The following is a 26,435-nucleotide window of genomic DNA, read 5'->3' on the forward strand; positions in this document are numbered from 1 at the left end:
AATGATTCGCGGAAAAGGCCCGCATGATACGGCAGCGGCGGGATCGCGCCAACGCACAGGCCCTGATCACAAGGCTGGCGCCCCCGGGGGTTATCTGCTATTTTCCGCAAATTCGCGTTTCAGGATGACCGCGCTGCGACGCTCCACGGAGGACGTCAGCGCGTTATTGTGAAGTACATGAAAGAGGCCGGGTTACATGGCAAATACTGCTGAAAGACCGCACGAGAAGTTCACCGACTTCACCCCTTATGAAATGAAGAAGGGTGAAGAGTACATGAGTGCCGAGATGCTCGAGCACTTCCGCGATCTACTGCTGCAGTGGAAGCAGGAGCTGATGGAAGAGGTCGACCGCACCATGCACCACATGCAGGAAGACGCCGCCAACTACGCGGACCCGAGCGACCGTGCCACCCAGGAAGAGGAATTCAGCCTGGAGCTGCGCACCCGTGACCGCGAACGCAAGCTGATCAAGAAAATCGACCAGACCATCGATCGCATCGACAAGGACGATTACGGCTTCTGCGACCAGTGCGGCGTTGAAATCGGCATCCGCCGCTTGGAAGCACGACCAACCGCCACCCTGTGCATCGACTGCAAAACTCTGGCGGAAATTCGCGAGCGCCAGACCGGTATCTGATCCCGACTCCCGCGCGCCGGTCCCCTGCCGCCGGCGCGCCTGCATCTCATGACGTCACCCCACTACTGCGGGCGCTTTGCGCCATCTCCGACGGGTCCGCTGCATTTCGGCTCCCTGGTCACGGCTCTGGCCAGCTTTCTGGAAGCCGACCGCCATCAGGGCACCTGGCTGGTAAGAATTGAAGATCTGGACCCATTGCGGGAAAGCCAGGAGGCGGTCGATCGTATCCTGACCTCTCTCGACGCCCATCAACTCCATACCGCCACTCCCATTCGTTTTCAGTCCCAACGCCACGACGCCTATCAGGCGGTCATCGAACGCCTGCTGGCAACCGGCCAGGCCTATCGCTGTCCCTGTTCCCGCAAGGAACTGCAGGCCAATAACGGCCATCACAGCGAGCGCTGCCGGCACCGCGAAGCCATCCCCGCCGGCACTCCCTTCGCCGTTCGCTTCGCCCTGCGCGATGCGGTGGCTGAGTGGCAGGACCGGCTGCTCGGTCACCAGCAGTTGATCGTGCGCGCCGAACTGGAAGACCCGGTGATCCAGCGCAAGGAAGGCTTCTACGCCTACCAGTTAGCGGTGGTGGTGGACGACATTGACCAGGGCGTCACCGACATCGTCCGCGGCTCCGACCTGCTCGCCACCACCGGCCACCAGCAGCAGCTCTATCAGGCCCTGGACGCGTCCTGGCCCAGCTGGTTTCACATTCCGGTGATACTCAACCAGGCCGGTCAGAAGCTCAGCAAACAGACCCACGCACCGGCCCTGGACGACCGCCAGCCGACGGATAACCTGGTGCGGGCGCTGACCGCCCTGGGCCAGCAACCACCAGCCAACCTGGCCAAAGGCACTGTGACCACGGTACTGGACTGGGCCAGGGCGCACTGGCAGCCCGACCGCCTACCACGACACTCCCAGTGTGAACAGCACCCAACGCCACCACAGCGCCACGACTGACCACCCGGGCCAGAGCGGCCAGCCCTGACACCGCCGCAACCGACATGGTATAAACGCAGGCTGTCATCACATTCGGGACGCTGTACCGATGTATATCTACCGACTGGTCTTCCTGCTGGTACTGGCCATCTACATATTCTCCCCCAACATCCTCGACTGGTGGATTGCCCCCGGGAATGCCTGGTACACCCCCTACCTGTTGTGGGGTGCTCTGATTGCCGTGGGCTTCTGGCTGGAATGGCGACGGGACCCCAATGAGTTTTAGTCTGACCACGCTGCTCACCTGCAGCTTTCTCTATCTTTCTCTGTTGTTCAGCATCGCCCACCTGACCGAGCGCGGCGCCATGTTTCGCGCCTGGCTGCAGCACCCGGTGGTGTACATCCTCAGCCTGGGGGTCTACGCCGGTATCTGGGCGGTCTATGGCGCTCTTGGCGTGGCGGCGGAAACCGGCTACGGCTTCCTGGCCTACTATCTGGGCATCAGCGGCGCCTTCCTGCTGGCACCGGTGCTGCTCAACCCGATCCTGCGGATTGCCCGGGCCTACCAACTGACATCACTGGCGGATCTGTTCGCGTTCCGCTACCGCAGTCAGTTTGCCGGCACCCTCGCCACCCTGTGCTCGGGCGTCGCCATCCTGTCGCTGCTCAGCATGCAGATCAAAGCGGTGGCGGAATCCGCCGCGCTGCTGGCGCCGGACACCTCGCCGCAGATGATTGCGGTGCTGTTCAGTCTGATTGTGCTGTTGTTTGCGGTGCTGTTTGGCGCCCAGCGGGATCAGGGATCGGAGAGTCACCGCGGCCTGGTGGCGGCGATCGCCTTCGATTCCCTGGTCAAGGTGGTGGCCCTGCTGGTACTGGGCGGCGTTGCCCTCACCACGGTGTTTGGCGGCCTGGATGGTCTGGAGCAGTGGCTGGCAAGCCACCAACCCCAGGTCGGCTATATGAAACTCAGCGTCGACGATGGCAGTTGGCGGGCGCTGATGCTGATGTCGTTTGCCGCCGCGCTGGTGCTGCCCCACATGTACCACATGACCTTCAGCGAGAACCCCAGCCCCCGGGCCCTGGCCAAGGCGAGCTGGGGCCTGCCGCTGTACCTGTTGCTGCTGGGGCTGCCGGTGCCGGTCATCCTCTGGGCCGGCCAGGCGCTGGGCGCCAGCTCGCCCCCCAGCTATCTGGTGATCGGACTGGCCCAGGCCCTGGACAGCCCGGCGCTGACCCTGCTGATGTACATCGCCGGGCTTTCCGCCGCCAGCGGGCTGATGATCGTCAGCACCCTCGCCCTGGCCGGCATGCTGCTGAACCACACCGTACTGCCCCTGCGCACGCCCACCGATCACGGTGACATCTACCGCTGGCTGCGCTGGGTCAAACGCATCCTCGTGGGGCTGATCATTCTCACAGCCCTGCTGTTCCACGAAACCCTCGGCAAGAACCTGGATCTGGCGATCCTCGGCATGCTGTCGTTGTCCGGGGTACTGCAGTTGCTGCCGGGCGCGCTGGGGGTGATCTACTGGCCGGAGGGCAACCGCCGCGGGCTGATCGCCGGACTGCTGGTGGGCATGACGGTGTGGGGGCTGACGCTGGTGCTGCCGTTCTCCAACGCCGCCAATCCCCTCGCCGAGCTGGGAGCACCGCTGGTGCCGGACTACAGCAACTGGCATATCTTCATCTTCCTCAGCCTGACCCTGAACATCACCACCTTTGCCCTGGTGTCCATGCTCACCCGTCCCAACAGCGAAGAGACCAGCGCCGCCCAGGCCTGCTCCTGGGGCGCGCTGTCACGGCCACAACGGCGGGAGCTGCTGGCCGGCTCATCCACGGAGTTTGTCCAGCAGCTGACCGAGCCATTAGGGTCGGACGTGGCCCAGCGCGAGGTGGATCGCGCCATCAGTCAGCTCAAACTGCCCGCGGTGGAATACCGGCCCTACCAGCTACGGCGGCTGCGGGACCAGATCGAGGTCAACCTGTCCGGCCTGCTGGGGCCGACGGTGTCCCGGGATCTGGTCAAACGCAGTCTGGGCTTCAAGCCCCTGGCCAGCGATGGCGGCCCTCAGGACATCCACTATATGGAACGAGCGTTGGGCGACTACCAGAGCCAGCTAACCGGGCTTGCCGCCGAGCTGGACAATCTCCGCCGCCACTATCGCCAGACCCTGCAGAACCTGCCCATTCCGGCCTGCTCAGTGGGTGACGACGGCGAGGTGCTGATGTGGAACCACGCCATGGAACAACTTACCGGCATCGCCGCCGACGACGTGGTCGGTGGGCGCCTGCTGGCGCTGCCAGAGCACTGGTACACCCTGCTGGAAGATTTCGTCAACGGCCCGGACCTGCACCGCTACAAGCACCGCCTGGATCTGCGCGGCCGTCCCCACTGGCTGAACCTGCACCGTGCCGCCCTCAGCGGCCCCGATCACCCCGAAGGCGGCAGCATCATCCTGGTGGAAGACCAGACCGAGACCCGACTGCTGGAAGATGAGCTGATGCACAGCGAACGGCTGGCGTCGGTGGGACGACTGGCGGCCGGTGTCGCCCACGAGGTAGGCAACCCGGTTACCGGCATCTCGTCGCTGGCGCAGAACCTGAAGCTGGAAACCGACGATCCGGATATTCTCCACACCGCCGACCAGATCCAGCAACAGACCCGGCGTATATCCACCATCCTGCAGTCACTGATGAACTTTGCCCGTACCGGCAACCACGCCCAGGCCAATCGATACGAACCGGCGGTTATTCGCCGCTGCGTGGAGGAGTCCATCAACCTGCTGTCCCTCAGCGACAAGGGGCGCGGCATCCGCTACCTCAACGACTGCCCGGACGACCTGGTGGTGCTGGGGGATGAACAGCGGCTGGTGCAGGTGTTCGTCAACCTGCTGGCCAATGCCCGCGATGCCTCGCCGGAAGGCGGCACCATCCGCATTGGTGGAAACCTGGAAGGCTACTCCGCTATCATCGAGGTCACTGATGAAGGGAGCGGTATTCCGGCGGATCAACTGGATCACATCTTCGAACCCTTTTACACCACCAAGGGCCCGAACCAGGGAACCGGCCTGGGACTGTCTCTGGTGTACAGCATCGTGGAAGAACACTACGGCAACATTCAGGTCGACAGTCCCGTCGCCGATGAGAGGGGCACCTGTGTGCGCCTGAGACTGCCCGCCTACGAGGCCGACGCCGAGAACGACACCGCCCCGACGAGCCGGAACGAAAGGTCAAAAAACTGATATGCCCCGTATCCTGATTGTTGAAGACGAAGAGATCATCCGCTCGGCGCTGCGCAAGCTGCTGCTGCATGCCGGCTACGATGTCGCTGACGCCGGCTCGGTGGACGAAGCCGAGCGCGACAACAATCTGCAGCAGTTTGATCTGATCATTTCCGACCTGCGACTGCCAGGCGCCCCCGGCACCGAGCTGATCAATCGCGCCCCCAGCGTGCCGGTGCTGATCATGACCAGCTACGCCAGCCTGCGCTCCGCGGTGGATTCGATGAAGCTGGGGGCGGTGGAGTACATTGCCAAACCTTTTGATCACGATGAAATGCTGGCCGCTGTGGAAGCCATCCTCAGCCAGCGTCGCCAGGCTCCAGCCGAGACGGAAGCCGACGACGCCCCGGTACCCGGTGCCTCGGAGGACGACCCCTCCAGCATCATGTACGGCGAGTGCGATGCCATGCAGCAGGTCTTCCGCCTGATCCGCAAAGTCGCGCCCACCGAAACCACGGTGCTGGTGAATGGCGAATCCGGTACCGGTAAGGAGCTGGCCGCCCGCGCCCTGCACCTGCTCAGCCCCCGGGCGTCAAAACCGCTGATTTCGGTCAACTGCGCCGCCATTCCCGAAAGCCTGATTGAATCGGAGCTGTTCGGTCACGAAAAGGGCGCCTTCACCGGGGCGGTGTCTGCCCGCACCGGGCTGATCGAGGCGGCGGACGGTGGCAGCCTGTTCCTCGACGAAATTGGCGAACTGCCCGCCGAGGCCCAGGCCCGCTTGCTGCGGGTGTTGCAGGAGAGCGAGATTCGCAAGGTCGGCTCCACCCAGAGCCGCAAGGTCAATGTCCGCATGATTGCGGCCACCCATCGCAACCTCAAGGCGATGACCCGCACCGGTGAATTCCGGGAAGACCTCTATTATCGGCTGAACGTGGTGCAGATTCGCATCCCACCGCTGCGGGAGCGCCAGGCCGATGTACTTGGACTGGCCCGCAAGTTCCTCAAGCGCCAGAGCGAGAGATTGGGCAACCCCAACCTCAACCTCAGCCCGGAAGCCATGCGTCTGCTACAGCGCCATCGCTGGCCCGGAAACGTGCGGGAACTTGAAAACGCCATCGAACGGGCGTGCATCCTGGTGGATGGCGACCTGATCTCCCCCGCCATGCTCGACCTGGAGACCGAAGGCGAAGACGTCAACATCCCCGAGAGCCTGGTGGAAGGCAACAACGAGCAGGCCCAGGACAACGACGGCTCCAACGATCTGTCGCTGGAGGACTACTTCCAGCATTTCGTACTGGAGAACCAGGACCGCATGAGCGAGACCGAACTGGCTCAGAAACTGGGCATCAGCCGCAAATCACTGTGGGAACGTCGCCAACGCCTGGGCATCCCCCGCAAGAAAAGCAACTAGTGCCCCTTAACAAAAGTTCGTCGAATTTTTGCGGTTAAAGTTTATAATTGCAGAAAGCATTGAGGGAGCTACTGCAATGGGACGACCGGTCACCCCTTTGATTATTACAGACGAAGAACGCGATGAGCTCAATTCGTGGGTTCGTCGCCGGCAGATGCCTGCGGCTGAGCAACAACGAGCACGAATGATCCTGTTGAGCACCGAGGGTTTTCCCGGGCGAGTGATCGGAGAGCGAGTAGGCGTGACGGCCGAAACGGTCAGCAAGTGGCGCAAGCGGTTTGAGCAGTTCCGGGTGGCCGGGCTGACCGATGCCCCCAGGAGTGGTCGGCCCCGCAGTATTGATGACGATAAGGTCACGGAGGTCATCAACAAAACGCTACAGTCCAAGCCCAAGGAGGCGACCCATTGGTCGACAACCTTGATGGCCAAGGAAACGGGCCTCAATGCCATGGCGATCAGTCGAATCTGGCGGGCATTTGGTCTGAAGCCTCACCGCCTGGAGACGTTTAAGCTCTCAACCGACCCGCACTTCGTCGCCAAGGTCCACGACATTGTTGGGTTGTATATGAATCCGCCTGACCGGGCTCTGGTGCTGTGCGTGGATGAGAAAAGCCAGATACAGGCGCTGAACCGGACCCAACCGGCGCTCCCCCTGTCGTTTGGCTATTCAGAGACTCGGACGCACGATTACGTTCGTCACGGCACCACCACCCTGTTTGCCGCCTTGGATGTAGCCACCGGTGAGGTTATCGGACGTCTTCATAGGCGACACCGTGCCAAAGAGTTTCTGGCCTTTTTGAATGAGATCGACCGGGAGGTTCCAGAGAATCTGGATATTCACTTGGTCATGGACAACTACGGGACTCATAAGACCGAAAAGGTGCGAGCCTGGTTTGCTGCCAGACCCAGATACCACGTTCATTTCACGCCAACCTCGGCGTCGTGGGTCAACTTAGTGGAACGATTCTTTGCCCTGATCTCGGAGCGGTGGATCAAGCGCAACTCGCATCGCAGTACTCGCGAGTTGGAAGCGTCAATTAAAGACTATCTTGCGACCTACAACGACAATCCCAAGCCGTTTGTCTGGCGTAAAACAGCCGATCAAATCATTGCGTCAATCGCTCGGCTATCCGACAAAATCAATAATAAGACGAACTTTTGTTAAGGGACACTAGAGAGCCTCTGGTTAACTCCCAGCCCCTCGGGCGGCCACTTCCCGGTCGCCCAGCCCCTTGGCACAACTCCCCCCCTCTCCGCCTTCACCTTGAAGCCCCCAACCAACGCCGAATCGTCTCGGCGCGATTTGAGGACAACCGCCAAAAGCGCGGTTATCCCCAACGGGTGTAACGCTGCGGTAACAGTGTTACCCGGTGTTACCGCAAGGAACAGGAAGGTGTATAAGAACCCGGCTTCGAGTAACACTTTAGTCTAATAATTCACCAACACCAAAGACTACAAAATATTAACCCACTGTTAACAAAGGCTTTTTAAAAACTGGCACACGCAGTGCAATCTCTATGGTGCACAACAACAAAAACAATGGTGACTGGCAGCGCCAAAACAAAAACAAAAAGCTGCACGAAGCGCTCAGCAACAAAAACAAGAATAGAGCGCAAGCGAACTGAGTGTTTTGGGTACTTTGCTTTTTAGTGGTCCCATGGCTCGTGTGAGTTGTAGATGTAGAGAAGAATCGTCCTCCAGGCGCCGCTATATCTGCTTCAATCTTACAGCGAGTTTCTGTCCACTCTATGTATTCAAAGCGTTCCGTTTGCCTTGCTTGCCCCTGACCGTAGGGGCCTATGATGGGGCAAGAACACAAAGAAGAAGCCCGGCAAAAACAAAAACAATGCAGATCGTCTATTCTTCGGAGGCGGGTTCGCGACAGCGGCCCGCCTTTTGGTTATCTGGAGCACCAACAAACGCCAGCCAGCCCCCCATTCCCCTCCAGCCGTGTGCAAATCCTCGCCAAACCGTTAAACTCTCGTTTTTGCGTAACGCAATGACGGAATTCAATGCTTAATAAAGTAAAGACCAGCCTGTCCCGCCTGCTTGGCAATAACAGCAAAAAAACCCGCAAGCTGGAGCGTCGGGATATCCCCCGGGACGAGCACAACGTCTCCCGCTCCATGATCAGCGAACCGGCCAAGAAAGTGCTCAACCGCCTGAACAAGGCCGGTTACGAGGCCTACCTGGTGGGCGGCGGCGTGCGCGATATCCTGCTGGACGGCCAGCCCAAGGATTTCGACATCGCCACCAACGCCACACCGGAAGAGGTGCACGAGCTGTTCCGCAACTCCCGGCTGATTGGTCGTCGCTTCCGCATCGTCCACGTGCTGTTTGGGCGTGAGGTGATCGAGGTCACCACGTTCCGCGGCAACGCCCAGGAAGCCGACCAGGACGACAGCGACCACCGCCAGACCAACGAGCACGGCCAGCTGCTGCGGGACAACGTCTACGGCAATATGGAAGAGGACGCTCTGCGACGCGACTTCACCATCAACGCGCTGTACTACTGCATCCGTGACTTCACCGTCATCGATTTCGCCGGTGGCGTGAACGACCTCAACAACCGCGAGATTCGCCTGATCGGCGATCCGGAAACCCGTTACCGGGAAGACCCGGTACGGATGCTGCGGGCCATCCGCTTCGCCGCCAAACTCGATTTCACCATCGAGCCGGACACCGAAGCGCCGATTCGCGAACTGGCCCCGCTGCTGGAACACATTCCCGCCGCCCGGCTGTTTGACGAAGTGCTCAAGCTGTTTTCCGCCGGCCACGGCGAGCGCACCTACGAGCTGCTGCAGGATTATGGCCTGCTGGCACCGCTGTTCCCGGACACGGTACGCGCCATTGAGGCCGGCGAATCCGACGAACTGATCCGCCAGGCCCTGCGCAACACCGATGCCCGTATCCGCAAAGGCAAGTCGGTCACCCCCTATTTCCTGTACGCCGCCATGCTGTGGCCGGCGCTGCAACAGGAATGGCGTCGGCGTCAGGACCATGGCGAACCGGTCCAGCCGGCACTGCATCAGGCCATGGGCAAGGTGATGGGACGCCAGATTCAGGCCACCTCGATCCCCAAACGCTTCTCCGGCCCGATGAAGGAAATCTGGGAAATGCAGATGCGACTGCCGCGCCGCCACGGCAAACGTGCCCTCATCACCATGGAGCACCCCCGCTTCCGCGCCGCCTACGACTTCCTGCTGGTGCGCGAGAGCGCCGGTGAGATCGAAGCCGGCCTGGGCCAATGGTGGACCGAGTTCCAGGCCACCGACGAGCGCGGCCGCGAGCGCATGCTCAGCGATCTCGGCAGTGGCGGAGGCCGTCCCAAGCGGCGGCGGCGCAAGCCCGCCAACCGGAAGCCCAGTGCATGACCACCGACGCCTTTATCGGCCTCGGCAGTAACCTCGCCGATCCCCTGGCGCAACTGGCCAGCGCCATCAGCGCGCTGGCCTGCCTGCCGGATTCGGCGCTGGTGGCACAGTCACCGTTCTACCGCAGCCGACCGGTCGGCCCCCAGGACCAGCCGGACTTCGTCAATGGCGCGGTGCACCTGCGCACCAAGCTGTCGCCGTTGGCGCTGCTGGACGAACTCCAGGCCATCGAACAGAACCAGGGTCGCGTCCGCCTGCGGCACTGGGGCCCCCGCACCCTGGATCTCGACCTGCTGTTGTTCGGCAACCAGACCATCGACGATCCAAGGCTGACGGTACCGCACCGGGAACTGGCAAACCGGGACTTTGCACTCCAGCCGCTGCTGGATCTCTCCCCCGATCTTCGGCTACCCGATGGCCGCCCCCTGGCCGAGCTGCGACATCGCTGTGCCGACAACGGCCTGCAACGGCTGGAGCCACCCACCGGCGAGGCCCCCACACCGGCTTGATCCCGCACCGGGGGCCCGCTTGCCTCCCGCGGTTGCCGGGGATACCCTTGTCGTTTAATTGCGCCGGCGGCCGCCGGCCCACGTCTTGACCCAGTCTACAGAAGGCAAGATTCCTATGGCTGTGACCATCAATACCCTGCGAGAGTACAAACAGAAAGGCGAAGCCTTTGCCGTTCTGACCTCCTACGACGCCACCTTTGCCCACACCGTCAGCTCAGCCGGCGTGGATGTCATCCTCATTGGTGACTCCCTGGGCATGGTGCTGCAGGGCCATGACAGCACGCTGCCGGTAACCATGGAACAGATGGTCTACCACACCCGGGCTGTGGCCAAGGGCAATCAGGGCGCCCTGGTGATGGCCGATATGCCCTTCATGTCCTACGGTACCACTGAGCAGGCACTCAATAACGCTGCCGAACTGATGCGGGCCGGTGCCCAGATGGTCAAACTGGAAGGCACCGACTGGATGACCGACACCATCACCGCCCTGAGCCAACGCGGCATTCCGGTGTGCGCTCACCTGGGTCTAACGCCCCAGTTCGTCAACAAGTTTGGTGGCTACAAGGTGCAGGGGCGCGATGAACACCACGCCGAGCAGATGATCGAGCACGCCTGCCTGCTGGAGCGGGCCGGCGCCGATGTCATCCTGCTGGAATGCGTGCCGGCGCCCCTGGCTGCCCGCATCACCCAGGCAGTCAAGGCCCCGGTGATCGGCATTGGTGCCGGCGCTGACACCGATGGTCAGGTACTGGTGGTTCACGACATGCTGGGCCTGACTCCGGGACGGCCGCCGCGGTTCGTGAAAAACTTCCTGGCGGAATCAGATTCCGTCCAGGACGCTATCAAGGCGTACGTCGACGCCGTGCGACACCGTCAATTCCCCGCTGAGGAGCACAGTTTCCAGGCATGAGAACCGTACACAAGGTCAAGGAACTGCGAACCATCCTGCAAAGCTACCGGGCCCAGGGCAAACGTATTGGTCTGGTACCCACCATGGGCAATCTGCACGACGGTCACCTGTCACTGGTAACCAAAGCCCTGGATGCCGCCGATGTGGTGGTTACCAGCATCTTCGTCAACCCGATGCAGTTCGGTGCCAACGAGGATCTGGACAGCTACCCCCGCACCCTGCGGGCCGATCAGGACAAACTCGACGCCAGTGGCAACACCCTGGTGTTCGCCCCGCCGGTCAGCGAGATCTACCCTGAAGGCCTGGTCCAGCAGACCCAGGTGGTGGTACCGGGTGTCAGCGAAGGCCATTGCGGCGCTGGACGTCCGGGCCATTTTGAGGGCGTCGCCACCGTGGTGACCATGCTGTTCAACATGGTCCAGCCGGACATTGCGGTGTTTGGCGAGAAGGATTTCCAGCAGCTGGCGGTGATTCGCAAGCTGGTGCGGGACCTGATGTTGCCGGTGGAAGTCATCGGCGCGCCCACCGTCCGCGATGAGGATGGCCTGGCACTCAGCTCCCGCAATGGCTACCTCAGCGAGGAAGACCGCCAGCGCGCCCCGGGCCTGCAACGGGTGCTTCAGGACACCGCGGGCAAGCTGGCCAACGCAGACGACGACGCCATCCCCGGACTGGAACAGGACGCCATGGACGAACTCAAGCGGCTGGGCTTTCGCCCGGAGTACGTGAACATCGTCAGCAGCCTGAGCCTGAAACCACCCCGTTCCGGCGAGCGGGACCTGACGATCCTGGCGGCAGCGTTTCTGGGCACTACCCGCCTGATCGACAACCTGTCCATCCAGCGCGCCTGACACCCAGCTCCCGACAAGGAACCCGACCATGGCCGAGGCCCGCAAACGCCTGACCGAACTTGAAGAATGGCAAGCCCTGCGCAAGCATCAGGGTGAGATGCAGTCGGTGCACATGCGGGAGCTGTTCGCCCTCGACCGGGACCGGTTCCGGCGCTACTTTACCGAAGCCGCCGGGCTGTCGCTGGATTACTCCAAGAACCTGATCACCGACGACACCCTGGCGCTGCTGATGGCGCTGGCCCGGCGCTGTCAGCTGCCGGAGCGGATTGAAGCGCTGTTCCAGGGCGACACCGTCAACCTCAGCGAGCAGCGACCAGCCCTGCACGTGGCGCTTCGCAACCTCAGCGACGAAGCCATTCAGGTGGACGGCCAGGACATCATGCCCGAGGTGCGCAGCACCCTGGCGCGTATGGAGGAATTTGTCTGGCGTATCCGCAGCACCCAGTGGCGCGGGTTCTCCAACAAGCCCTTTACCGACGTGGTCAGCATTGGCATCGGCGGCTCGTTTCTCGGCCCCAAGTTGGTATCGGCGGCGCTCAAGCCATATTGGCACGGCCACCTCAACTGCCACTACGTCGCCAACATTGACGGCAGCCACATCACCGAGGTGCTGCGTTACATCAACCCCGAAACCACCCTGTTCCTGATCCAGTCCAAGTCCTTCCGTACCCAGGAAACGCTGGAAAACACCAAGGTGGCCAGGGAATGGTTCCTCCACAACGGCGGCCGTGAGGAGCACATCAGCAAGCACTTTGTGGCGGTGACCGCCAAGCCCGAGGCCGCGATTGATTTCGGCATCGCCGAAGAGAACATCTTCCCGATGTGGGACTGGGTGGGAGGCCGCTACTCGCTGTGGTCCGCCATCGGTTTGCCAACCGCACTGACCATCGGCATGGAGAACTTCCGCTCCCTGTTGTCTGGCGCCCACACCATGGACCAGCATTTCCGCACTGCGCCACTGGAGCGCAACCTGCCGGTGATCCAGGCGTTGTTAGGCATCTGGTACGGCAATTTCTGGGGCGCCGATGCCCACGCCATCCTCCCCTACGATCACTACCTGCGGGGGCTGCCGGCCCACCTGCAGCAACTGGATATGGAGAGTAACGGCAAGTGCGTGACCCAGCACGGCGACCCGGTGGACTATGACACCGGCCCCATCATCTGGGGCGGCGCCGGCGCCAATGGTCAGCACGCCTATCACCAGTTGCTGCACCAGGGCACCCGGCTGTCGCCGGCGGACTTCATCATCCCCCTGCAGACCCACAACCCGGTGGCCAGCCACCACGCCATCCTGTTCGCCAACTGCCTGAGCCAGACCCAGGCGCTGATGCAGGGCAAAACCGAAGCGGAAGCCCGCACCGAGCTGGAGCAGCAGGGCCTGCCACCGGAAGAGGTGGACCGGTTGGCTCGCCACAAGGTCATTCCGGGCAACAAACCCACCAACACCCTGTTGTTTGAGCGCGCCACCCCCAGGATCGTGGGCGCGTTGATCGCACTCTACGAGCACAAGACCTACGCTCAGGGCGTGATCTGGGATCTGGATTCGTTTGATCAGTGGGGCGTGGAGTTGGGCAAGCAGTTGGGCGCCGACATCCTGCAACGCCTGCAAAGCCCGTCACCGCTGCCTGGCAGTTCAGACAGCTCGACCGACGGGCTGATTGCGCTGTTCCGTTCCCGTCACCACCACGAGCGCTAGCGCCCCTCCGGCTCATTCGCTGACCTACCGCCGAATGAATAAAGCAGGACGCCCCAAATGGCCTCAGGGCCGGGGTGAAATGGTCTGCCCCCGCCACTGGAACGGCACCACCCAGAGCTTCTGGTCACGGTCGTAGGCCTGCCATAACGCCTGGTAGGTCTGTCCATTCAGCGGGTGCGCCTGCTCCGGGGCAATTTCCGCCATCGGCCACAGCACAAAGGCGTTGTGGAGGATTTCCCCCCGGGGCAGTTCCACGCCATCGATGATACCGGCGGCGTCACCGTAGGTGAGGATGTCCAGATCCAGGGTGCGGGCGCTGAACTTGGGGGCGTCACGACGGCGGCCGTTGTCCGCTTCAATCTGCTTGAATCGTCGTGACAGGGTGGCCACCGGATCATCGGTGTAAAGAGCGACCACCAGGTTGAAGAACGGCGAGCCATTGAAGCCCACCGCCTCACTCTCATAGACCGACGAGATCCGCAGTTCGCCAAAGGCCTCGCTGAGGGCATCCAGCGCTGCGGAGACGTAGCGTTCCCGATCGACGTTGCTGCCAATGCTGACCAGCACCTCCACCGCCCCCGTCACGGCTTCTGTCCCCGCTCAATACGCACACCGACCGACCGTGCCTGCGGCACCGCGCCGGGTTTGCGCAGGGTCAGCGCCAGCCAGGCAATACCGTAGTGTTGCCGCAGGTCAGCGGCCAGTTCCTCGGCGGCGGTTTCCAGCAGCTGGGACTGTCGCCGTTGCAGAAACCCGCTCACCCGGGAACTGACATCGGCATAGTCCAGCGCCAGCTCAACGTCGTCACTGGCCGCCGGTCGACGGTTGTCCCAGGCCATCTCCAGATCCACCAACAGGTTCTGGGTGATTTCCCGCTCCCAGTCGTACACACCGATCACGGCGTCCACCGCGAGCCCTTCTATCAACACCAAATCCGTCACCAGAGACTACCTCTCTTACCGCTTCTGCCTGCCAGGCCGGCCTTGCGACCGATAGCTAATTGAACCGCCCGGGGCAACTCGATACTGTAGGACCGACTGCCCGCTCGCGCCAGCGCGGGGATTTTCGCACACTTGAGTGGTGCCCGTCCTACTCCCATGATCGCGATCAACGAGCCATTGCTGACCACCCTGTTCTGTGCCCTGGCCTATTTGCTGGGCTCGGTGCTGTTTGCGGTACCGGTCTGCCAGGCATGGGGACTGCCGGACACCCGCGCCCAGGGCTCGGGCAACCCCGGCGCCACCAACGTCTACCGCACCGGCGGCTGGGCGCCGGCACTGGCAACACTGGTACTGGATGCCGCCAAGGGCTGGTTGCCGGTGTGGCTGGCCCATCAGGCCGGGCTGTCACTGCTGGCGCAGGCCATGGTGGCGCTGTTTGCGGTCACCGGTCATATGATCCCGCTGTACTTTCGCTTCAAGGGCGGCAAGGGCGTGGCCACCGCGCTGGGCTCGGGGCTGGCGCTGGCACCGTTGACCACATTATTGATCAGTGCGGTGTGGGGCGTGGTGATGTGGCGCTGGCGCATCTCGGCACTGGCCTCGATTGTCGCCGTGGTGTGCGGTCCCCTGGTCAGTGCGCTGATTGAGCCGGACACCCTGCCCCTGTTTGGCCTGCTGGCGCTGCTGATCGTCGTTCGCCACCGCAACAACCTGATTCGTCTGGCCCAGGGGCGGGAATCCAGATTTTAGCATGGCAACGGCTTAGCGCTGGGGCGCCAGGCCCTCCAGGCACTCGGCCTCCAGCGGAGGCAACTGGTCCATGGGCCAGCGTGGCACCGCAACGATGCGCTCACCATCACGCTGGCCAGCCAGCAGACGCTGACAACCGGCGTAGGCGATCATCGCACCGTTGTCGGTGCAGAACTCTGGCCGGGCGTAGAACACCTCTGCCCGCAGCTTCTGCGCCATCTCCGCCAGTGCCGAGCGCAGACGCCGGTTGGCACTGACGCCGCCGGCCATCACCAGACGCCGACAGCCGGTCTGCTGCAGTGCCCGGCGACACTTGATTGCCAGAGTGTCCACCACGGCGGTCTCAAAGGCACGGGCAATGTCCGCCCGGGTCTGATCATCCAAGGTGCCGGCCTGTTCCGCCGCGGTCACCGTATTCAGCGTGAAGGTCTTCAGACCACTGAAGCTGAAATCCAGCCCCGGGCGATCCGTCATCGGTCGCGGAAATTTATAGCGACCATCCCGTCCCTGTTCCGCCAGGGCTGCCACCCGCGGTCCCCCCGGGTAATCCAGCCCCAGCATCTTGGCGGCCTTGTCAAAAGCCTCACCGGCGGCGTCGTCCACCGATTCCCCCAGCAACCGGTACTGGCCGATGCCATCCACCTGCACCAGCTGGGTGTGGCCACCGGACACCAGCAGGGCCACAAACGGGAACGCCGGCGGCTGTTCTTCCAGCATCGGCGCCAGCAGATGGCCTTCCATGTGATGCACCCCCAGCACCGGCACGCCCAGTGCAAAACCGAGGGCGTGAGCCACCGAGCCGCCCACCATCAGCGCCCCCACCAGGCCCGGCCCAGCGGTGTAGGCGATACCGTCAAGGTCGGCCCGCTTGCGGCTACCGCGCTCCAACACCTCATCGCATAGCGGCAGCAGTTTGCGGACATGGTCCCGCGAGGCCAGTTCCGGCACCACGCCGCCGTAATCGGCATGCATGTCCACCTGGCTGAACAGGGCATGGGCCAGCAGGCCCTGCTCGCTGTCATACAGCGCCACACCGGTCTCGTCGCAGGAGGTCTCAATACCCAGAATCAGCATAACTCGCTCACGTCTTGCGTTGGTTGGGGGAAACAGAAGCCCGGGATTCTACCAGAACGGCGCCGGCCGACGGCAGTTTTCCACAGCGGCCATTGACCATCGAGTGATCAAAGCGCTATCATTGCCGCCCCAAAATCGCACTGGTCGAGTTTTGTTCAATCTTACCAGGCGATACAATGGAAGGTGTGCAGGAGTGGGCTGGCGAGCAACGAGTCGCTGTGTACTGCACCGCAGGTACAAGTGGACCTGTCTGCACACCTTTAAAACTGAAACCGATTCCATAATAGGTAGGTGATTTTCGAATGCCAGCTGTTAAAGTGAAAGAGAATGAGCCGTTTGACGTAGCACTGCGTCGCTTCAAGCGTTCCTGCGAAAAAGCAGGCATCCTGTCGGAAGTTCGTCGTCGCGAGCACTACGAGAAGCCGACTGCCGTTCGCAAGCGCAAGGCCGCCGCTGCCGTCAAGCGTCATCTCAAGAAGCTGCAGCGGGAACAGCGCAAGTTCGAGCGCCTGTACTGAGTTGTACCCGGCGCTTGCTTGACTGCAAGCTCCAAGTCGCGACCCATCGGTTTCGGGTTGCGCTTCCAGAATGCCGTCGAGGCCCCGCTTCGACGGCATTTTTGGCTTTGGCCGCCGTCAATCACCGCAGCCCTATGCCTCCGGAGTTCCCATGAGTGGCTTGATCCCGCAACGCTTTGTCGAAGAGCTGCTAGACCGCATCGACCTTGCGGAGCTGATCGGGTCGCGCATCACCCTGAAAAAGGCCGGCGGAAACTATAAGGCCTGCTGCCCTTTTCACGACGAAAAGACCCCGTCGTTCAACGTCCGCCCCGATAAGGGCTTCTATCACTGCTTCGGCTGTGGCGCCCACGGGGACGCCATCAGTTTCATCCGCGAGTTTGACGGTCTGGGATTTACCGACGCCGTTGAAGAGCTGGCCCGTCGCCAGGGACTGGAAGTGCCCTACGACCGAGTGGCCCGCCAGGAGATGCAACAGGCCAGGACACTAACCGACGCGCTGGATTTTGCCAGCCAGTTCTATCAGGGCACGCTGCGCAGCCCCCAGGGCAATTACGCCCGGGACTACCTGCAACAACGGGGGCTCGACGCCGCCACAACCGAGCGCTACCAGCTCGGCTTTGCGCCGGGCACCGGCACCGCACTGTTTGAGGCGGCCGCGGCCGACCTCAAGGGCCCGCTGATGGAAACCGGCACGGTGTCTGACCGCTATGGCCGGCCCCGGGATCTGTTCCGCAACCGGATCATGTTTCCGATCCGCAACAGCCGCGGACGCACCGTTGCCTTTGGCGGGCGGACCCTGGGAGACGACAAGGCGAAGTACATCAATTCGCCCGAGTCCGATGTCTTCCACAAGAGCCGGGAGATTTACGGTCTTTTCGAAGCCCGTCAGGCCATCCGCCAGCTCGACCGCTTGCTGGTGGTGGAAGGCTATATGGACGTCATCGCCCTGGCCCAGCACGGCATTCACTACGCTGTCGCCACGCTGGGCACGGCGACCAACCAGGACAGTCTGACCGCGCTGCTGCGACAGGTCCGGCACCTGGTGTTCTGTTTTGATGGCGACGCCGCCGGCCACCGTGCCGCCGATCGCGCCATGGAGAACGCACTGGAACTGCTGGCGGATGGCCTCCATCTGCAGTTTCTGATGCTGCCCCAGGGGGAAGATCCGGACACCCTGGTGCGCAAGGAAGGTCCGGACGCGTTCCAGCAGCGCATTGATGGTGCCACACCGCTGTCCCGCTACCTCTTCAATCGCAAGAGCGAGGGACTCGATCTGGCACTCCCGGAGCACCGCGGCGAACTGCGGGCGCGGGTGGAACCGCTGCTGAACAAGATGCCACGTTGCACCCTGCGGGATGCCATGTGGCACGAAATGCTGAGACTGTGTGGCGGCAAGCGCGACTGGCAGAACAACCAGCGCGGTGACGGTGGTCGTGGCAAGTTTGGCCGATTTGGTCACCGCCGCGACCGCATACAGGAAGAGCGCATCGACGTGCGCCTGAACAAGGACAGCCTGCTGTGCCTGGCTCTGGTGGAAGCACCGGAACTGGCCACCGAGGTACTGGAGCTGGCCCGGATCGACCGTCAGCTGCCCCAGGCCCGCCAGCTGGCCAGCTGGATTGACCAGCAGCAGATCGGCGATCAACGCCAGCTGCTCAGCCGCCTGGCCCTGGATAGCCAGGCCCACGGGCGCTTTTTCGGCCTGTTCGACGGCATCGAACACGTGCCCAAACGGGAACAGACCCTGGCGGTCGCCAGGGAGATGCTGCAACCGGATCAGGAAGCGGCCCGCAAGCAACGCCTGGCGGCGCTGCTGAACGAGAAACGCAGCCTCGCCGACCTGAGCGATGCCGAGCGGCAGGAACTGCGCCAGCTGAGCCGTCACGAGGCGGGCTAACTGGCTGCGCGATAACGGGGGAAACCGCATCAGGGAAACCTGGCGCAACGGGGTCAAGCCAGCCCGCCCCAAACTGGCGACAGAACGACGGTTTGAACACTGGAGATCACGGCGGCACGGGGCTTTGCCACCAGCGGCCTTGAAACTAACGGTATTGATCACCATCTAACCATCCAGTGGCACACAAACCACGCGACAGCTATAATGGCTGTTTAACTTTTTTCCTTTTACCAGCGAGTTCACAGGGTGTCTATGTCAGGCAATTCGCAGAAATCACGTTTGAAAGACCTCATTGCCCGAGGCAAGGAACAAGGTTACCTGACTTACGCCGAGGTGAACGATCACCTCCCGGAAGACATAGCGGATCCCGATCAGGTCGAAGACATCATCCGCATGATCAATGACATGGGCATCCAGGTCTGCGAAGAAGCACCGGACGCGGACACCCTGCTCATGACCGATGGCGACTCCGCCGCCGACGAAGCCGCAGCTGCCGAAGCCGCCGCCGCCCTCGCCGCTGTTGAAACTGACGCTGGCCGCACCACCGACCCTGTCCGTATGTACATGCGGGAAATGGGTACCGTTGAGCTGCTGACCCGGGAAGGCGAGATCGTTATCGCCAAGCGCATCGAAGAAGGCATCCGCGACGTGATGGCCGCCGTTGCCCATTTCCCGGGCACCGCCGGCACCGTGCTGCAGGCTTACGAGCGCATTATCGAGAACGAAGGCCGCATCAGCGACATCGTCACCGGCTTCCTCGACCCGGACGACGCCGAGCCGTTCATGGGCACCGACGACACCGCCAGCAATGTGCCGGATTCTTCCTCGGACAGCGACGATGACAGCGACGACGAGGAAGAAACCGAAAGTGGTCCGGATCCGGAAGAAACCCGCCTGCGTTTCGAGCTCCTGCGTGAGAAGCTGAAAGCCGCCGAGGTTATGCTCAGCGACAAGGGCCGTTCCGACAAGGCCACCCAGCAGGCGCTGAATGAGCTGGGCGAGGTATTTGCCCCGTTCAAGCTGGCCAACAAGGCGTTCGAGGAACTGGTCAACGTGGTTCGCTCCACCAACGAAATGGTGCGTGAGAACGAGCGGGCCATCATGAAGATCTGTGTGCGCGAGTGTCGTATGCCGCGCAAGGACTTCATCAAATGGTTCCCGGGTAACGAGACCAACCTGGAGTGGGCCGAAGACCTGGCCAAGAGCAGCAAGGGCTATGCCTCTGCCCTCGGTGAGCGCGCTGACGAGATCGTGCGTCTGCAGAAGCGCATCCATAACGTTCAGAGCGAAGTGGATCTGGAGATTCCGGACATCAAGGAAATCAACCGCCGGGTGTCCATCGGTGAAGCCAAGGCTCGCCGTGCCAAGAAAGAAATGGTCGAGGCCAACCTGCGTCTGGTGATCTCCATCGCCAAGAAGTACACCAACCGCGGCCTGCAGTTCCTGGACCTGATCCAGGAAGGCAACATCGGCCTGATGAAGGCGGTGGACAAGTTCGAGTACCGTCGTGGCTATAAGTTTTCCACTTACGCTACCTGGTGGATTCGTCAGGCCATCACCCGCTCCATCGCGGACCAGGCCCGCACCATCCGTATTCCGGTGCACATGATCGAGACCATCAACAAGCTCAACCGCATCTCCCGTCAGATGCTGCAGGAGATGGGCCGCGAGCCCACGCCGGAAGAGCTGGGTGAGCGCATGGACATGCCCGAAGACAAGATCCGCAAGGTGCTGAAGATCGCCAAGGAACCGATCTCCATGGAAACCCCGATCGGCGACGACGAAGATTCCCATCTGGGGGATTTCATCGAGGACATCCAGGCGCTGTCGCCGGTGGATTCTGCCACTGCCGAAGGCCTGCGGGAAGCGACCCGCTCCGTGCTGTCCGGCCTGACGGCCCGGGAATCCAAGGTACTGCGGATGCGTTTCGGTATCGAGATGAACACCGACCACACCCTGGAAGAAGTCGGCAAACAGTTCGACGTCACCCGTGAGCGGATTCGTCAGATCGAGGCCAAGGCATTGCGCAAACTGCGCCATCCTTCCCGCTCCGATCACCTGCGCGGCTTTATTGACGATCAGGGCAACGGTTAATCCCCACAGCAGTGGCGGGCGCCACACCGCACCGGTATAATGGCGCCCGCTTTCTCCTCCCGAGAAGCTCCCGAAAGTACGAAAAGGGCCTATAGCTCAGTTGGTTAGAGCAGGGGACTCATAATCCCTTGGTCGCTGGTTCGAGTCCAGCTGGGCCCACCATCAATCAATGACTTACGCATCCCCTCCCCCGCTTTAGCCTTCTAGGTGTCAACCAAGTGTCAACGAGCCCTTCTTTGACAACCGCCAAAACCCGGCACCGACACCGCGCGAGTTCCATTCCTGGTGGCCAAGCATGTCCAATGGCAAGGCCTTGACGTCGTGCCCCTCCCTTTCAAAGACGCTTAACAAATACCCCCGGTTTATCCTTCAACAGCGCTTTCGCCCACTCGTGAGCCTGTGCCTGCAACGCCTGCAGCCGATCCTGTATCGCAGCAGTTAGCCGCTGTTCGTCATCCGCTGCAAGCCCCAGGGACTCCCGGTGCGTTTCCAGGTATTCGGCCAGCACGGCGTGATCATTGGCCAGCCCCTGGACTTCGGTCATGGCCTCAAAGGCCTGCACCTGCTTCTTGAAGCGTTTGTCATGGAGTGGAATCAGGATTCGCAGGCTGTAGAACAGATCCTTGCTGCGTTTGCGGAAGTCGTGAAAATCGTCGATGTCGTCGGAGGCCAGCGCCCCGCGTTCGGCATCACGGGCTTTGCGATAGAGACGCCTGAAGTTGGGTTTGAGATCCTCCAACTGCCTGGGCAATTGCCAATCCCGGGCCAGAAAACGCTGGGCCTCCATCTCCAGAGCCAGATCAACGAAGAACGCCTGCCCCTTGCTGGTGAGCGGGTCTTCCCGGGCACGCTCGGTCAGCATGGCGGTGACCCGATCAAAACCGTCGGTCTGCAATCCCTGCCGCTCATCCTGCAAAGCACGCCAGGTATTGACCATCACCATGGCGTCCCGGCTTCCGGACAACACCCCGGCAACGTGTCGATAACGGGCCTGATGATGGCGAAACGCTTCCACCCCGATCTGGGGACGCAGCAGCCGCAACAGCGCACGGATTTCCTTACAGCTCTTGCGGGCCTGGTGGACACCGGTTTCGGGATCACGGCAGGCCTGCAGAAGGGCAACGGCGATGTCTTCGTTGATGGACTGGATCAGGCGCTGCAACTGCTTGCCAAAGTTGCCGCTGGGATTGAGGCGATAGCGCATGGAACCTCCGAACGTCACCGTGGGCACGAGTGCGCCCGGAACACGTTTGAAAACGCCCTACTCTCGCAGCCTACTGGCCATAGCGACTGACGGCAACATCTCAAATGGAGCCCGCTATGGTCGAGCACGTTCGTAACGGCTGACGACTTCTGGAAGGTTTCCGGTTATAGATTGCGATAGTGACACCTGAGGCTGCCAAAGCCGCCCGAGATCAGAGCAAAGACTCTGTGAGTTCGGCGGCGCCATTGGACTACACCAACATTGCAGTCAGATGACTTTTGTACGGCCGGTGACGGCCAGAATGAGAAAATCGTCACACATTCACACGATCTTCATAAACCATCGGTAAAACACTCCCTTACTGATACAGGGGAGTAGTCGTTATGTCAGGTCAACCCTCAATGCTGGTGGAGAAACTGTGGCAACTGAAGCGCCGAATCGACAAGGGCGCCTGTCCGGGAGTGGAGTTTGTCCACCTCAACTCACTGCTGCGGGAGCCGGGTTACCGCGCCGATGTACTGCGACGGGTCGAGAGCCACGGCGGGCCTGAGATGCAGGCACTGGCGCGGGAGATCCAGGCCGCCGACCATGGCGAGCCGCTGATGGCGCGCAGCAACCCATCGGCACTGGGACAGGGCGATCGTGACACGGACCAGGACAGCAATCGCAGCTGGCTCCGCCGCCGCTCCACCACCCTGATCCCGGTGGTCGGCGTGGCGGTGGCCGCCATCGCCGGCTTCACGGCGTTTGAAAACCGCGCCATCCGGGTCAGTGACGACATCGTCGAAAACACCGTGTGGGAAAGCGGTAATCGCTACATCCTCGAGAAGATCGTGTTTGTCGATGGTGCCAACCTCACCATCGAACCCGGGGTCACCATTGAAGGCGAGAACGGCTCCGCGCTGATCGTGACCCGGGACAGCCGGCTGTACGCCCGCGGCCAGGCCGAAGCCCCCGTCGTGTTCACCAGCAGCCAACCGGAAGGCAAGCGCCACCGGGGCGACTGGGGCGGCGTAGTCCTACTCGGCGACGCGCCCGTCAACCAGCCCAACGCCTCCATTGAAGGGGTACCGGAAGGCGACCGCCGCGGTCAGTTCGGTGGTACCAATGCCAACGGCAGCTGCGGCCTGGTGGAGTACACCCGCATTGAGTACGCCGGCTTCGAGGTCTACAAGGACAACGAGCTCAACGGCCTCACCCTGGGCGGTTGCGGCAGCGGCACCATCATCCGCAACGTTCAGGTGCACCGCGCCCTGGACGACGGCATCGAAATGTTCGGCGGCACCGTGGATCTGAAGAACATCGTGATTTCCGGCGCCGGCGACGACAGCATCGACTGGGACTGGGGCTGGACCGGCCGGGTCCAGTTCGCGGTGATCCAGCAGCACCCGGACGTCGGCGACAACGCCTTTGAGGGGGACAACAACGGCAACAACCACAGTGCCCGCCCCCGCTCCGAGCCCACCTTCTACAACGTTACCTTGGTGGGTGCAGGCCAGTCCGAGAAACAGCATCGCGGCATGGTGCTGCGTGAAGGCAGCGGCGGCCATTTCCACAACATGATCATCGACAGCTACGCTATTGAGGCCGTGGACACCCGGGATGAAGTGCTGTCACTCACCAGCGCCGAAACCCTCACCTTCAGTCACAACCTGCTGGCCAATACCGGTCGCCTTGGTCGCGGGCCGGACGAGTCCGGTGACAACGATGACGATTTTGGCTTCAGTGAGAACGACTGGCTGCGCAACCCGGCCTTCAACAACACCATCCGCATGGATGGTGCACTCCACAGCACCGCCCGCGACCTGTATGCGCCCAGCTTCGAGACCCGGGTCCAGATGCGCCAGATGCAGGCGGTGAAGCCGCCCCAGAGCGAGTTCTTTGACGAATCCGCCGTGTTCCAGGGGGCTCTCAATCCGCTGTCACGCACCTCCTGGCTCGACGGCTGGACCGCCTTCCCAGGCGCCTGAGGCTGAGGCCCGACTGGCACCTATCCCGGTGCTGGTCGGGCTGGCCCTGCGGGAGGTTCCAAGCGCAGCGAATGCTGCTAACCTGCTCTCTGACGCCCTGCCAATAACAAACCGGGCGCAACCAGAGGGAGAGCAACTTGGACACCGGAACCCACCACCGCACCTGCCACCTGTGCGAAGCCATGTGCGGCATCACCATCACGGTCCGTGAGGGCCAGATCGACAGCATCCAGGGCGACCCGCAGGACCCGCTGAGCCGCGGCTACATCTGCCCCAAGGCAATTGCCCTGCAAGACCTCCACAACGACCCCGAACGGCTGCGCCAGCCAGTCCGGCGAACCGCCGACGGCTGGCAACCACTGGCCTGGGACGAGGCCCTGGATCTGGTCGCGGAGCAACTCGACCGGGTGCGGCAGGCTCATGGCCGCGATGCCGTTGGTGCCTATCTCGGCAACCCCAACGTCCACAACCACGGCGCCCTGGTAGCCAACCTGCCATTCCTCAAGGCACTGGGCACCCGCAACCGGTTCTCTGCCACCTCCAATGATCAGCTGCCCCACATGCTGGCGAATCTGGAGCTGTTCGGTCACCAGCTGCTGTTTCCGATCCCCGACATCGACCGCACCGACCTGCTGATCTGCCTGGGAGCCAACCCGATGGCCTCCAACGGCAGCCTGATGTCGGTGCCGGGATTCCGTCATCGCATCAAGGCCCTGCAGAGCCGGGGAGGCGAGCTGGTGGTGATCGATCCACGCCGCACCGAAACCGCGGCGGTGGCCGACCGTTTCCACTTCATCCGTCCCGGCAGCGATGCCCTGATGTTGATGGCGATGGTGCACACCCTGTTTGACGAAGGCCTGGTCAACCCCGGGCACATCGAGCCCTGGCTCAAGGACCGGGATCTGGTGGAGCTGGCCGCCCTGCCCTTCGCGCCGGAGCAGGTCGACGCTCACACCGGCATCGCCGCAGCCGACATCCGTGCGCTTGCCCGGCAGCTGGCGACCACCCCCAGGGCGGCTCTCTACGGCCGCATGGGGACCAGCACCCAGGCACACGGCGGCGTCGCCACCTGGCTGATTCACCTCCTTAACATCCTGACCGGCAAACTCGACGTCCCCGGCGGGGTGATGTTTACCCAGCCCGCGGTGGATCTGGTGGGGCTCGGCGCCATGGCGGGCCAGGCCGGTCACATTGGCCGACGCCACAGTCGGGTGCAGGGATTACCGGAGTTTGGCGGCGAGTTTCCCGCCAGCACCATGGCCGAGGAGATGCTGACACCCGGTGATGGCCAGATCCGGGGCTTTGTCTGCCTGGCGGGCAACCCGGTGCTGTCGAGCCCCAACGGCCAACGCCTGGAACAGGCGCTGGCGGGCCTGGATTTCATGGTATCCGTGGACTACTACGTCAACGAAACCAACCGCCATGCCAACGTCATCCTGCCGCCGACCTCGGCACTGGAACGCAGTCATTACGATCTGATCTTCAACCTGTTGTCGGTGCGCAACACCAGCAAGTTCAGCCCACCCCTGTTCGAGGCTGACGCCAACAGCCGCCATGACTGGCAGATACTGCTGGAACTGGCCCACCGGCTGGAACAGCGACGACACGACCGGCGTCTGGGGTGGCGCCAGGAACTGGGCTGGCGCGCCTTCAAGCAGCTTGGTCCCGACCCGATCCTCGACCTGCTGCTACGCAGCGGCCCCTATGGCCATGGCGGCGGCCTCTTGCGCTCACTGGGTCAGCCGCTGACCGACCTGATGCTGGATCTGCTGCCCGAACGCCACCCGCTGCACACCCTGGCTGAATTGAGCCCGCTGAACCGGCGCTGGCAGGCCCTGCCCAAGGGGCTGTCACTGTCGAGCCTGCAACAGGCCCCCTCCGGGGTGGATCTGGGACCACTGCAACCCAGCCTGCCTGAGCGGCTGTTCACCCGGGATGGCCGCATTAATCTCGCCCCCCGCCGCTATCTGAAAGATCTGGAGCGACTGCACGACCGACTCCGGGACCAGCCGGGGGAGGGTCTGCAACTGATCGGTCGACGGCATCTGCGCAGCAACAACTCCTGGCTCCACAACAGCCACCGCCTGGTCAAGGGTAAAGATCGCTGTACCCTGCAGATTCATCCCGGGGATGCCGCCAGTCTAGGCCTGGAACAGGGCCAATCGGCCCGGGTTCGCGGCCGCGCCGGGGAGGTTGTGATTCCGGTGGAAATCACCGAAGATCTGATGCCCGGCGTGGTGTCCATTCCCCACGGCTGGGGACATCACCGGCCCGGTACCGGTCAGTCGGTCGCCGCCGCCCACGCCGGCTGCAGCATCAATGACGTGCTGGGCGACGACCAGGTGGACCCGCTCAGCGGCACCTCGGTACTGAACGGCCAGACCGTCACGGTTCACCGGTGCGGCGAACCATGAACCAATCACCCTCCGCGCC

The 26,435-nt window shown here is 62.5% G+C and carries 21 protein-coding genes and 1 tRNA gene; 18 read left to right on the forward strand and 4 right to left on the reverse strand.

Features of this window, described 5'->3' with window-relative positions; all coding sequences use genetic code 11:
- Positions 1–196: 196 nt before the first annotated feature.
- From dksA to pgi, 11 genes are all read left to right on the forward strand, one after another.
- Positions 197–637 carry an RNA polymerase-binding protein DksA gene (gene dksA / locus J2887_RS18345; protein ID WP_227172570.1) on the forward strand — a complete coding sequence of 147 codons (441 nt, stop codon included), beginning with the start codon at positions 197–199 and terminating at the stop codon, positions 635–637.
- A gap of 48 nt (positions 638–685) precedes the next feature.
- A complete protein-coding gene (gene gluQRS / locus J2887_RS18350) occupies positions 686–1,594 on the forward strand; it encodes a tRNA glutamyl-Q(34) synthetase GluQRS (protein ID WP_227172571.1) in 909 nt (302 codons plus the stop codon).
- 88 nt (positions 1,595–1,682) lie between these two features.
- Entirely contained in the window at positions 1,683–1,859 is a 177-nt protein-coding gene (locus J2887_RS18355; protein WP_227172572.1) for a hypothetical protein, read from the forward strand.
- Positions 1,849–4,818, forward strand: coding sequence for an ATP-binding protein (locus tag J2887_RS18360; RefSeq protein ID WP_227172573.1), 2,970 nt, complete (start codon positions 1,849–1,851; stop codon positions 4,816–4,818). The genes J2887_RS18355 and J2887_RS18360 overlap by 11 nt, the downstream gene beginning before the upstream one ends.
- 1 nt (position 4,819) lies before the next feature.
- Positions 4,820–6,211: a sigma-54-dependent transcriptional regulator gene (locus J2887_RS18365; protein WP_227172574.1), complete on the forward strand. Its 1,392-nt coding sequence runs from the start codon at positions 4,820–4,822 to the stop codon at positions 6,209–6,211.
- 76 nt (positions 6,212–6,287) lie between these two features.
- Positions 6,288–7,376: an IS630 family transposase gene (locus tag J2887_RS18370; RefSeq protein WP_227172575.1), complete on the forward strand. Its 1,089-nt coding sequence runs from the start codon at positions 6,288–6,290 to the stop codon at positions 7,374–7,376.
- A gap of 847 nt (positions 7,377–8,223) precedes the next feature.
- Positions 8,224–9,585: a polynucleotide adenylyltransferase PcnB gene (gene pcnB / locus J2887_RS18375; RefSeq protein WP_227172576.1), complete on the forward strand. Its 1,362-nt coding sequence runs from the start codon at positions 8,224–8,226 to the stop codon at positions 9,583–9,585.
- Positions 9,582–10,094, forward strand: coding sequence for a 2-amino-4-hydroxy-6-hydroxymethyldihydropteridine diphosphokinase (gene folK, locus J2887_RS18380; RefSeq protein ID WP_227172577.1), 513 nt, complete (start codon positions 9,582–9,584; stop codon positions 10,092–10,094). Before pcnB ends, folK (J2887_RS18380) begins: the two co-directional genes overlap by 4 nt.
- Before the next feature lie 115 nt (positions 10,095–10,209).
- Positions 10,210–11,004: a 3-methyl-2-oxobutanoate hydroxymethyltransferase gene (gene panB / locus J2887_RS18385; protein WP_227172578.1), complete on the forward strand. Its 795-nt coding sequence runs from the start codon at positions 10,210–10,212 to the stop codon at positions 11,002–11,004.
- Complete coding sequence (gene panC, locus J2887_RS18390) at positions 11,001–11,855, forward strand: pantoate--beta-alanine ligase (RefSeq protein WP_227172579.1); 855 nt, start codon at positions 11,001–11,003, stop codon at positions 11,853–11,855. Before panB ends, panC begins: the two co-directional genes overlap by 4 nt.
- A 28-nt stretch (positions 11,856–11,883) precedes the next feature.
- Positions 11,884–13,551 (forward strand): glucose-6-phosphate isomerase, encoded by a 1,668-nt coding sequence (pgi, locus tag J2887_RS18395; protein ID WP_227172580.1) that lies wholly within the window; start codon positions 11,884–11,886, stop codon positions 13,549–13,551.
- 63 nt (positions 13,552–13,614) lie between these two features.
- Here the strand turns inward: pgi and folK (J2887_RS18400) are convergent, their stop codons facing one another.
- Complete coding sequence (gene folK, locus J2887_RS18400; protein WP_227172581.1) at positions 13,615–14,136, reverse strand: 2-amino-4-hydroxy-6-hydroxymethyldihydropteridine diphosphokinase; 522 nt, start codon at positions 14,134–14,136, stop codon at positions 13,615–13,617.
- Positions 14,133–14,492, reverse strand: a complete 360-nt coding sequence (folB, locus tag J2887_RS18405; protein ID WP_227172582.1) for a dihydroneopterin aldolase — start codon at positions 14,490–14,492, stop codon at positions 14,133–14,135. The genes folK (J2887_RS18400) and folB overlap by 4 nt, the downstream gene beginning before the upstream one ends.
- Before the next feature lie 156 nt (positions 14,493–14,648).
- Here folB and plsY point away from each other — a divergent pair, with 156 nt between their 5' ends.
- The gene (gene plsY / locus J2887_RS18410; protein WP_227172583.1) at positions 14,649–15,242 is read left to right on the forward strand and encodes a glycerol-3-phosphate 1-O-acyltransferase PlsY; all 594 of its coding nucleotides are present in this window, start codon (positions 14,649–14,651) and stop codon (positions 15,240–15,242) included.
- A 12-nt stretch (positions 15,243–15,254) separates the two neighbouring features.
- On the opposite strand, the gene tsaD is transcribed toward plsY, so the two are convergent.
- Positions 15,255–16,316, reverse strand: a complete 1,062-nt coding sequence (gene tsaD, locus J2887_RS18415) for a tRNA (adenosine(37)-N6)-threonylcarbamoyltransferase complex transferase subunit TsaD (protein WP_227172584.1) — start codon at positions 16,314–16,316, stop codon at positions 15,255–15,257.
- 302 nt (positions 16,317–16,618) lie between these two features.
- Here tsaD and rpsU point away from each other — a divergent pair, with 302 nt between their 5' ends.
- The 4 genes from rpsU (at position 16,619) to J2887_RS18435 (ending at position 20,990) form a co-directional block, all read left to right on the forward strand.
- Complete coding sequence (rpsU, locus tag J2887_RS18420) at positions 16,619–16,834, forward strand: 30S ribosomal protein S21 (protein ID WP_004578868.1); 216 nt, start codon at positions 16,619–16,621, stop codon at positions 16,832–16,834.
- Between the two features lie 151 nt (positions 16,835–16,985).
- Positions 16,986–18,734, forward strand: a complete 1,749-nt coding sequence (gene dnaG / locus J2887_RS18425; protein ID WP_227172585.1) for a DNA primase — start codon at positions 16,986–16,988, stop codon at positions 18,732–18,734.
- A gap of 252 nt (positions 18,735–18,986) precedes the next feature.
- Entirely contained in the window at positions 18,987–20,828 is a 1,842-nt protein-coding gene (gene rpoD, locus J2887_RS18430; RefSeq protein WP_227172586.1) for an RNA polymerase sigma factor RpoD, read from the forward strand.
- A gap of 85 nt (positions 20,829–20,913) precedes the next feature.
- Positions 20,914–20,990, forward strand: a tRNA-Ile gene (locus tag J2887_RS18435).
- Between the two features lie 172 nt (positions 20,991–21,162).
- Here J2887_RS18435 and J2887_RS18440 read toward each other — a convergent pair.
- Positions 21,163–22,032 (reverse strand): CHAD domain-containing protein, encoded by an 870-nt coding sequence (locus J2887_RS18440; protein WP_227172587.1) that lies wholly within the window; start codon positions 22,030–22,032, stop codon positions 21,163–21,165.
- A gap of 383 nt (positions 22,033–22,415) precedes the next feature.
- On the opposite strand from J2887_RS18440, the gene J2887_RS18445 reads away from it, so the two are divergent.
- Together J2887_RS18445 and J2887_RS18450 are read left to right on the forward strand one after the other, a co-directional pair.
- Complete coding sequence (locus J2887_RS18445; RefSeq protein WP_227172588.1) at positions 22,416–24,002, forward strand: hypothetical protein; 1,587 nt, start codon at positions 22,416–22,418, stop codon at positions 24,000–24,002.
- Between the two features lie 137 nt (positions 24,003–24,139).
- Positions 24,140–26,416: a molybdopterin oxidoreductase family protein gene (locus J2887_RS18450; RefSeq protein WP_227172589.1), complete on the forward strand. Its 2,277-nt coding sequence runs from the start codon at positions 24,140–24,142 to the stop codon at positions 26,414–26,416.
- Positions 26,417–26,435: the final 19 nt, after the last annotated feature.

The organism is Marinobacter sp. CA1 (genome assembly GCF_020546665.1).
GTDB lineage: Bacteria > Pseudomonadota > Gammaproteobacteria > Pseudomonadales > Oleiphilaceae > Marinobacter > Marinobacter xestospongiae.

Bases quoted from the DNA above. Each gene is read 5' to 3' on its own strand.
- rpsU (WP_004578868.1), top strand. From the start codon at position 16,619: ATGCCAGCTGTTAAAGTGAAAGAGAATGAGCCGTTTGACGTAGCACTG.
- dnaG (WP_227172585.1), top strand. From the start codon at position 16,986: ATGAGTGGCTTGATCCCGCAACGCTTTGTCGAAGAGCTGCTAGACCGC.
- pgi (WP_227172580.1), top strand. From the start codon at position 11,884: ATGGCCGAGGCCCGCAAACGCCTGACCGAACTTGAAGAATGGCAAGCC.
- J2887_RS18445 (WP_227172588.1), top strand. From the start codon at position 22,416: ATGTCAGGTCAACCCTCAATGCTGGTGGAGAAACTGTGGCAACTGAAG.
- J2887_RS18355 (WP_227172572.1), top strand. From the start codon at position 1,683: ATGTATATCTACCGACTGGTCTTCCTGCTGGTACTGGCCATCTACATA.
- panB (WP_227172578.1), top strand. From the start codon at position 10,210: ATGGCTGTGACCATCAATACCCTGCGAGAGTACAAACAGAAAGGCGAA.
- folK (WP_227172577.1), top strand. From the start codon at position 9,582: ATGACCACCGACGCCTTTATCGGCCTCGGCAGTAACCTCGCCGATCCC.
- dksA (WP_227172570.1), top strand. From the start codon at position 197: ATGGCAAATACTGCTGAAAGACCGCACGAGAAGTTCACCGACTTCACC.
- J2887_RS18365 (WP_227172574.1), top strand. From the start codon at position 4,820: ATGCCCCGTATCCTGATTGTTGAAGACGAAGAGATCATCCGCTCGGCG.
- tsaD (WP_227172584.1), bottom strand. From the start codon at position 16,316: ATGCTGATTCTGGGTATTGAGACCTCCTGCGACGAGACCGGTGTGGCG.
- J2887_RS18440 (WP_227172587.1), bottom strand. From the start codon at position 22,032: ATGCGCTATCGCCTCAATCCCAGCGGCAACTTTGGCAAGCAGTTGCAG.
- J2887_RS18370 (WP_227172575.1), top strand. From the start codon at position 6,288: ATGGGACGACCGGTCACCCCTTTGATTATTACAGACGAAGAACGCGAT.
- plsY (WP_227172583.1), top strand. From the start codon at position 14,649: ATGATCGCGATCAACGAGCCATTGCTGACCACCCTGTTCTGTGCCCTG.
- rpoD (WP_227172586.1), top strand. From the start codon at position 18,987: ATGTCAGGCAATTCGCAGAAATCACGTTTGAAAGACCTCATTGCCCGA.
- gluQRS (WP_227172571.1), top strand. From the start codon at position 686: ATGACGTCACCCCACTACTGCGGGCGCTTTGCGCCATCTCCGACGGGT.
- pcnB (WP_227172576.1), top strand. From the start codon at position 8,224: ATGCTTAATAAAGTAAAGACCAGCCTGTCCCGCCTGCTTGGCAATAAC.
- panC (WP_227172579.1), top strand. From the start codon at position 11,001: ATGAGAACCGTACACAAGGTCAAGGAACTGCGAACCATCCTGCAAAGC.
- J2887_RS18360 (WP_227172573.1), top strand. From the start codon at position 1,849: ATGAGTTTTAGTCTGACCACGCTGCTCACCTGCAGCTTTCTCTATCTT.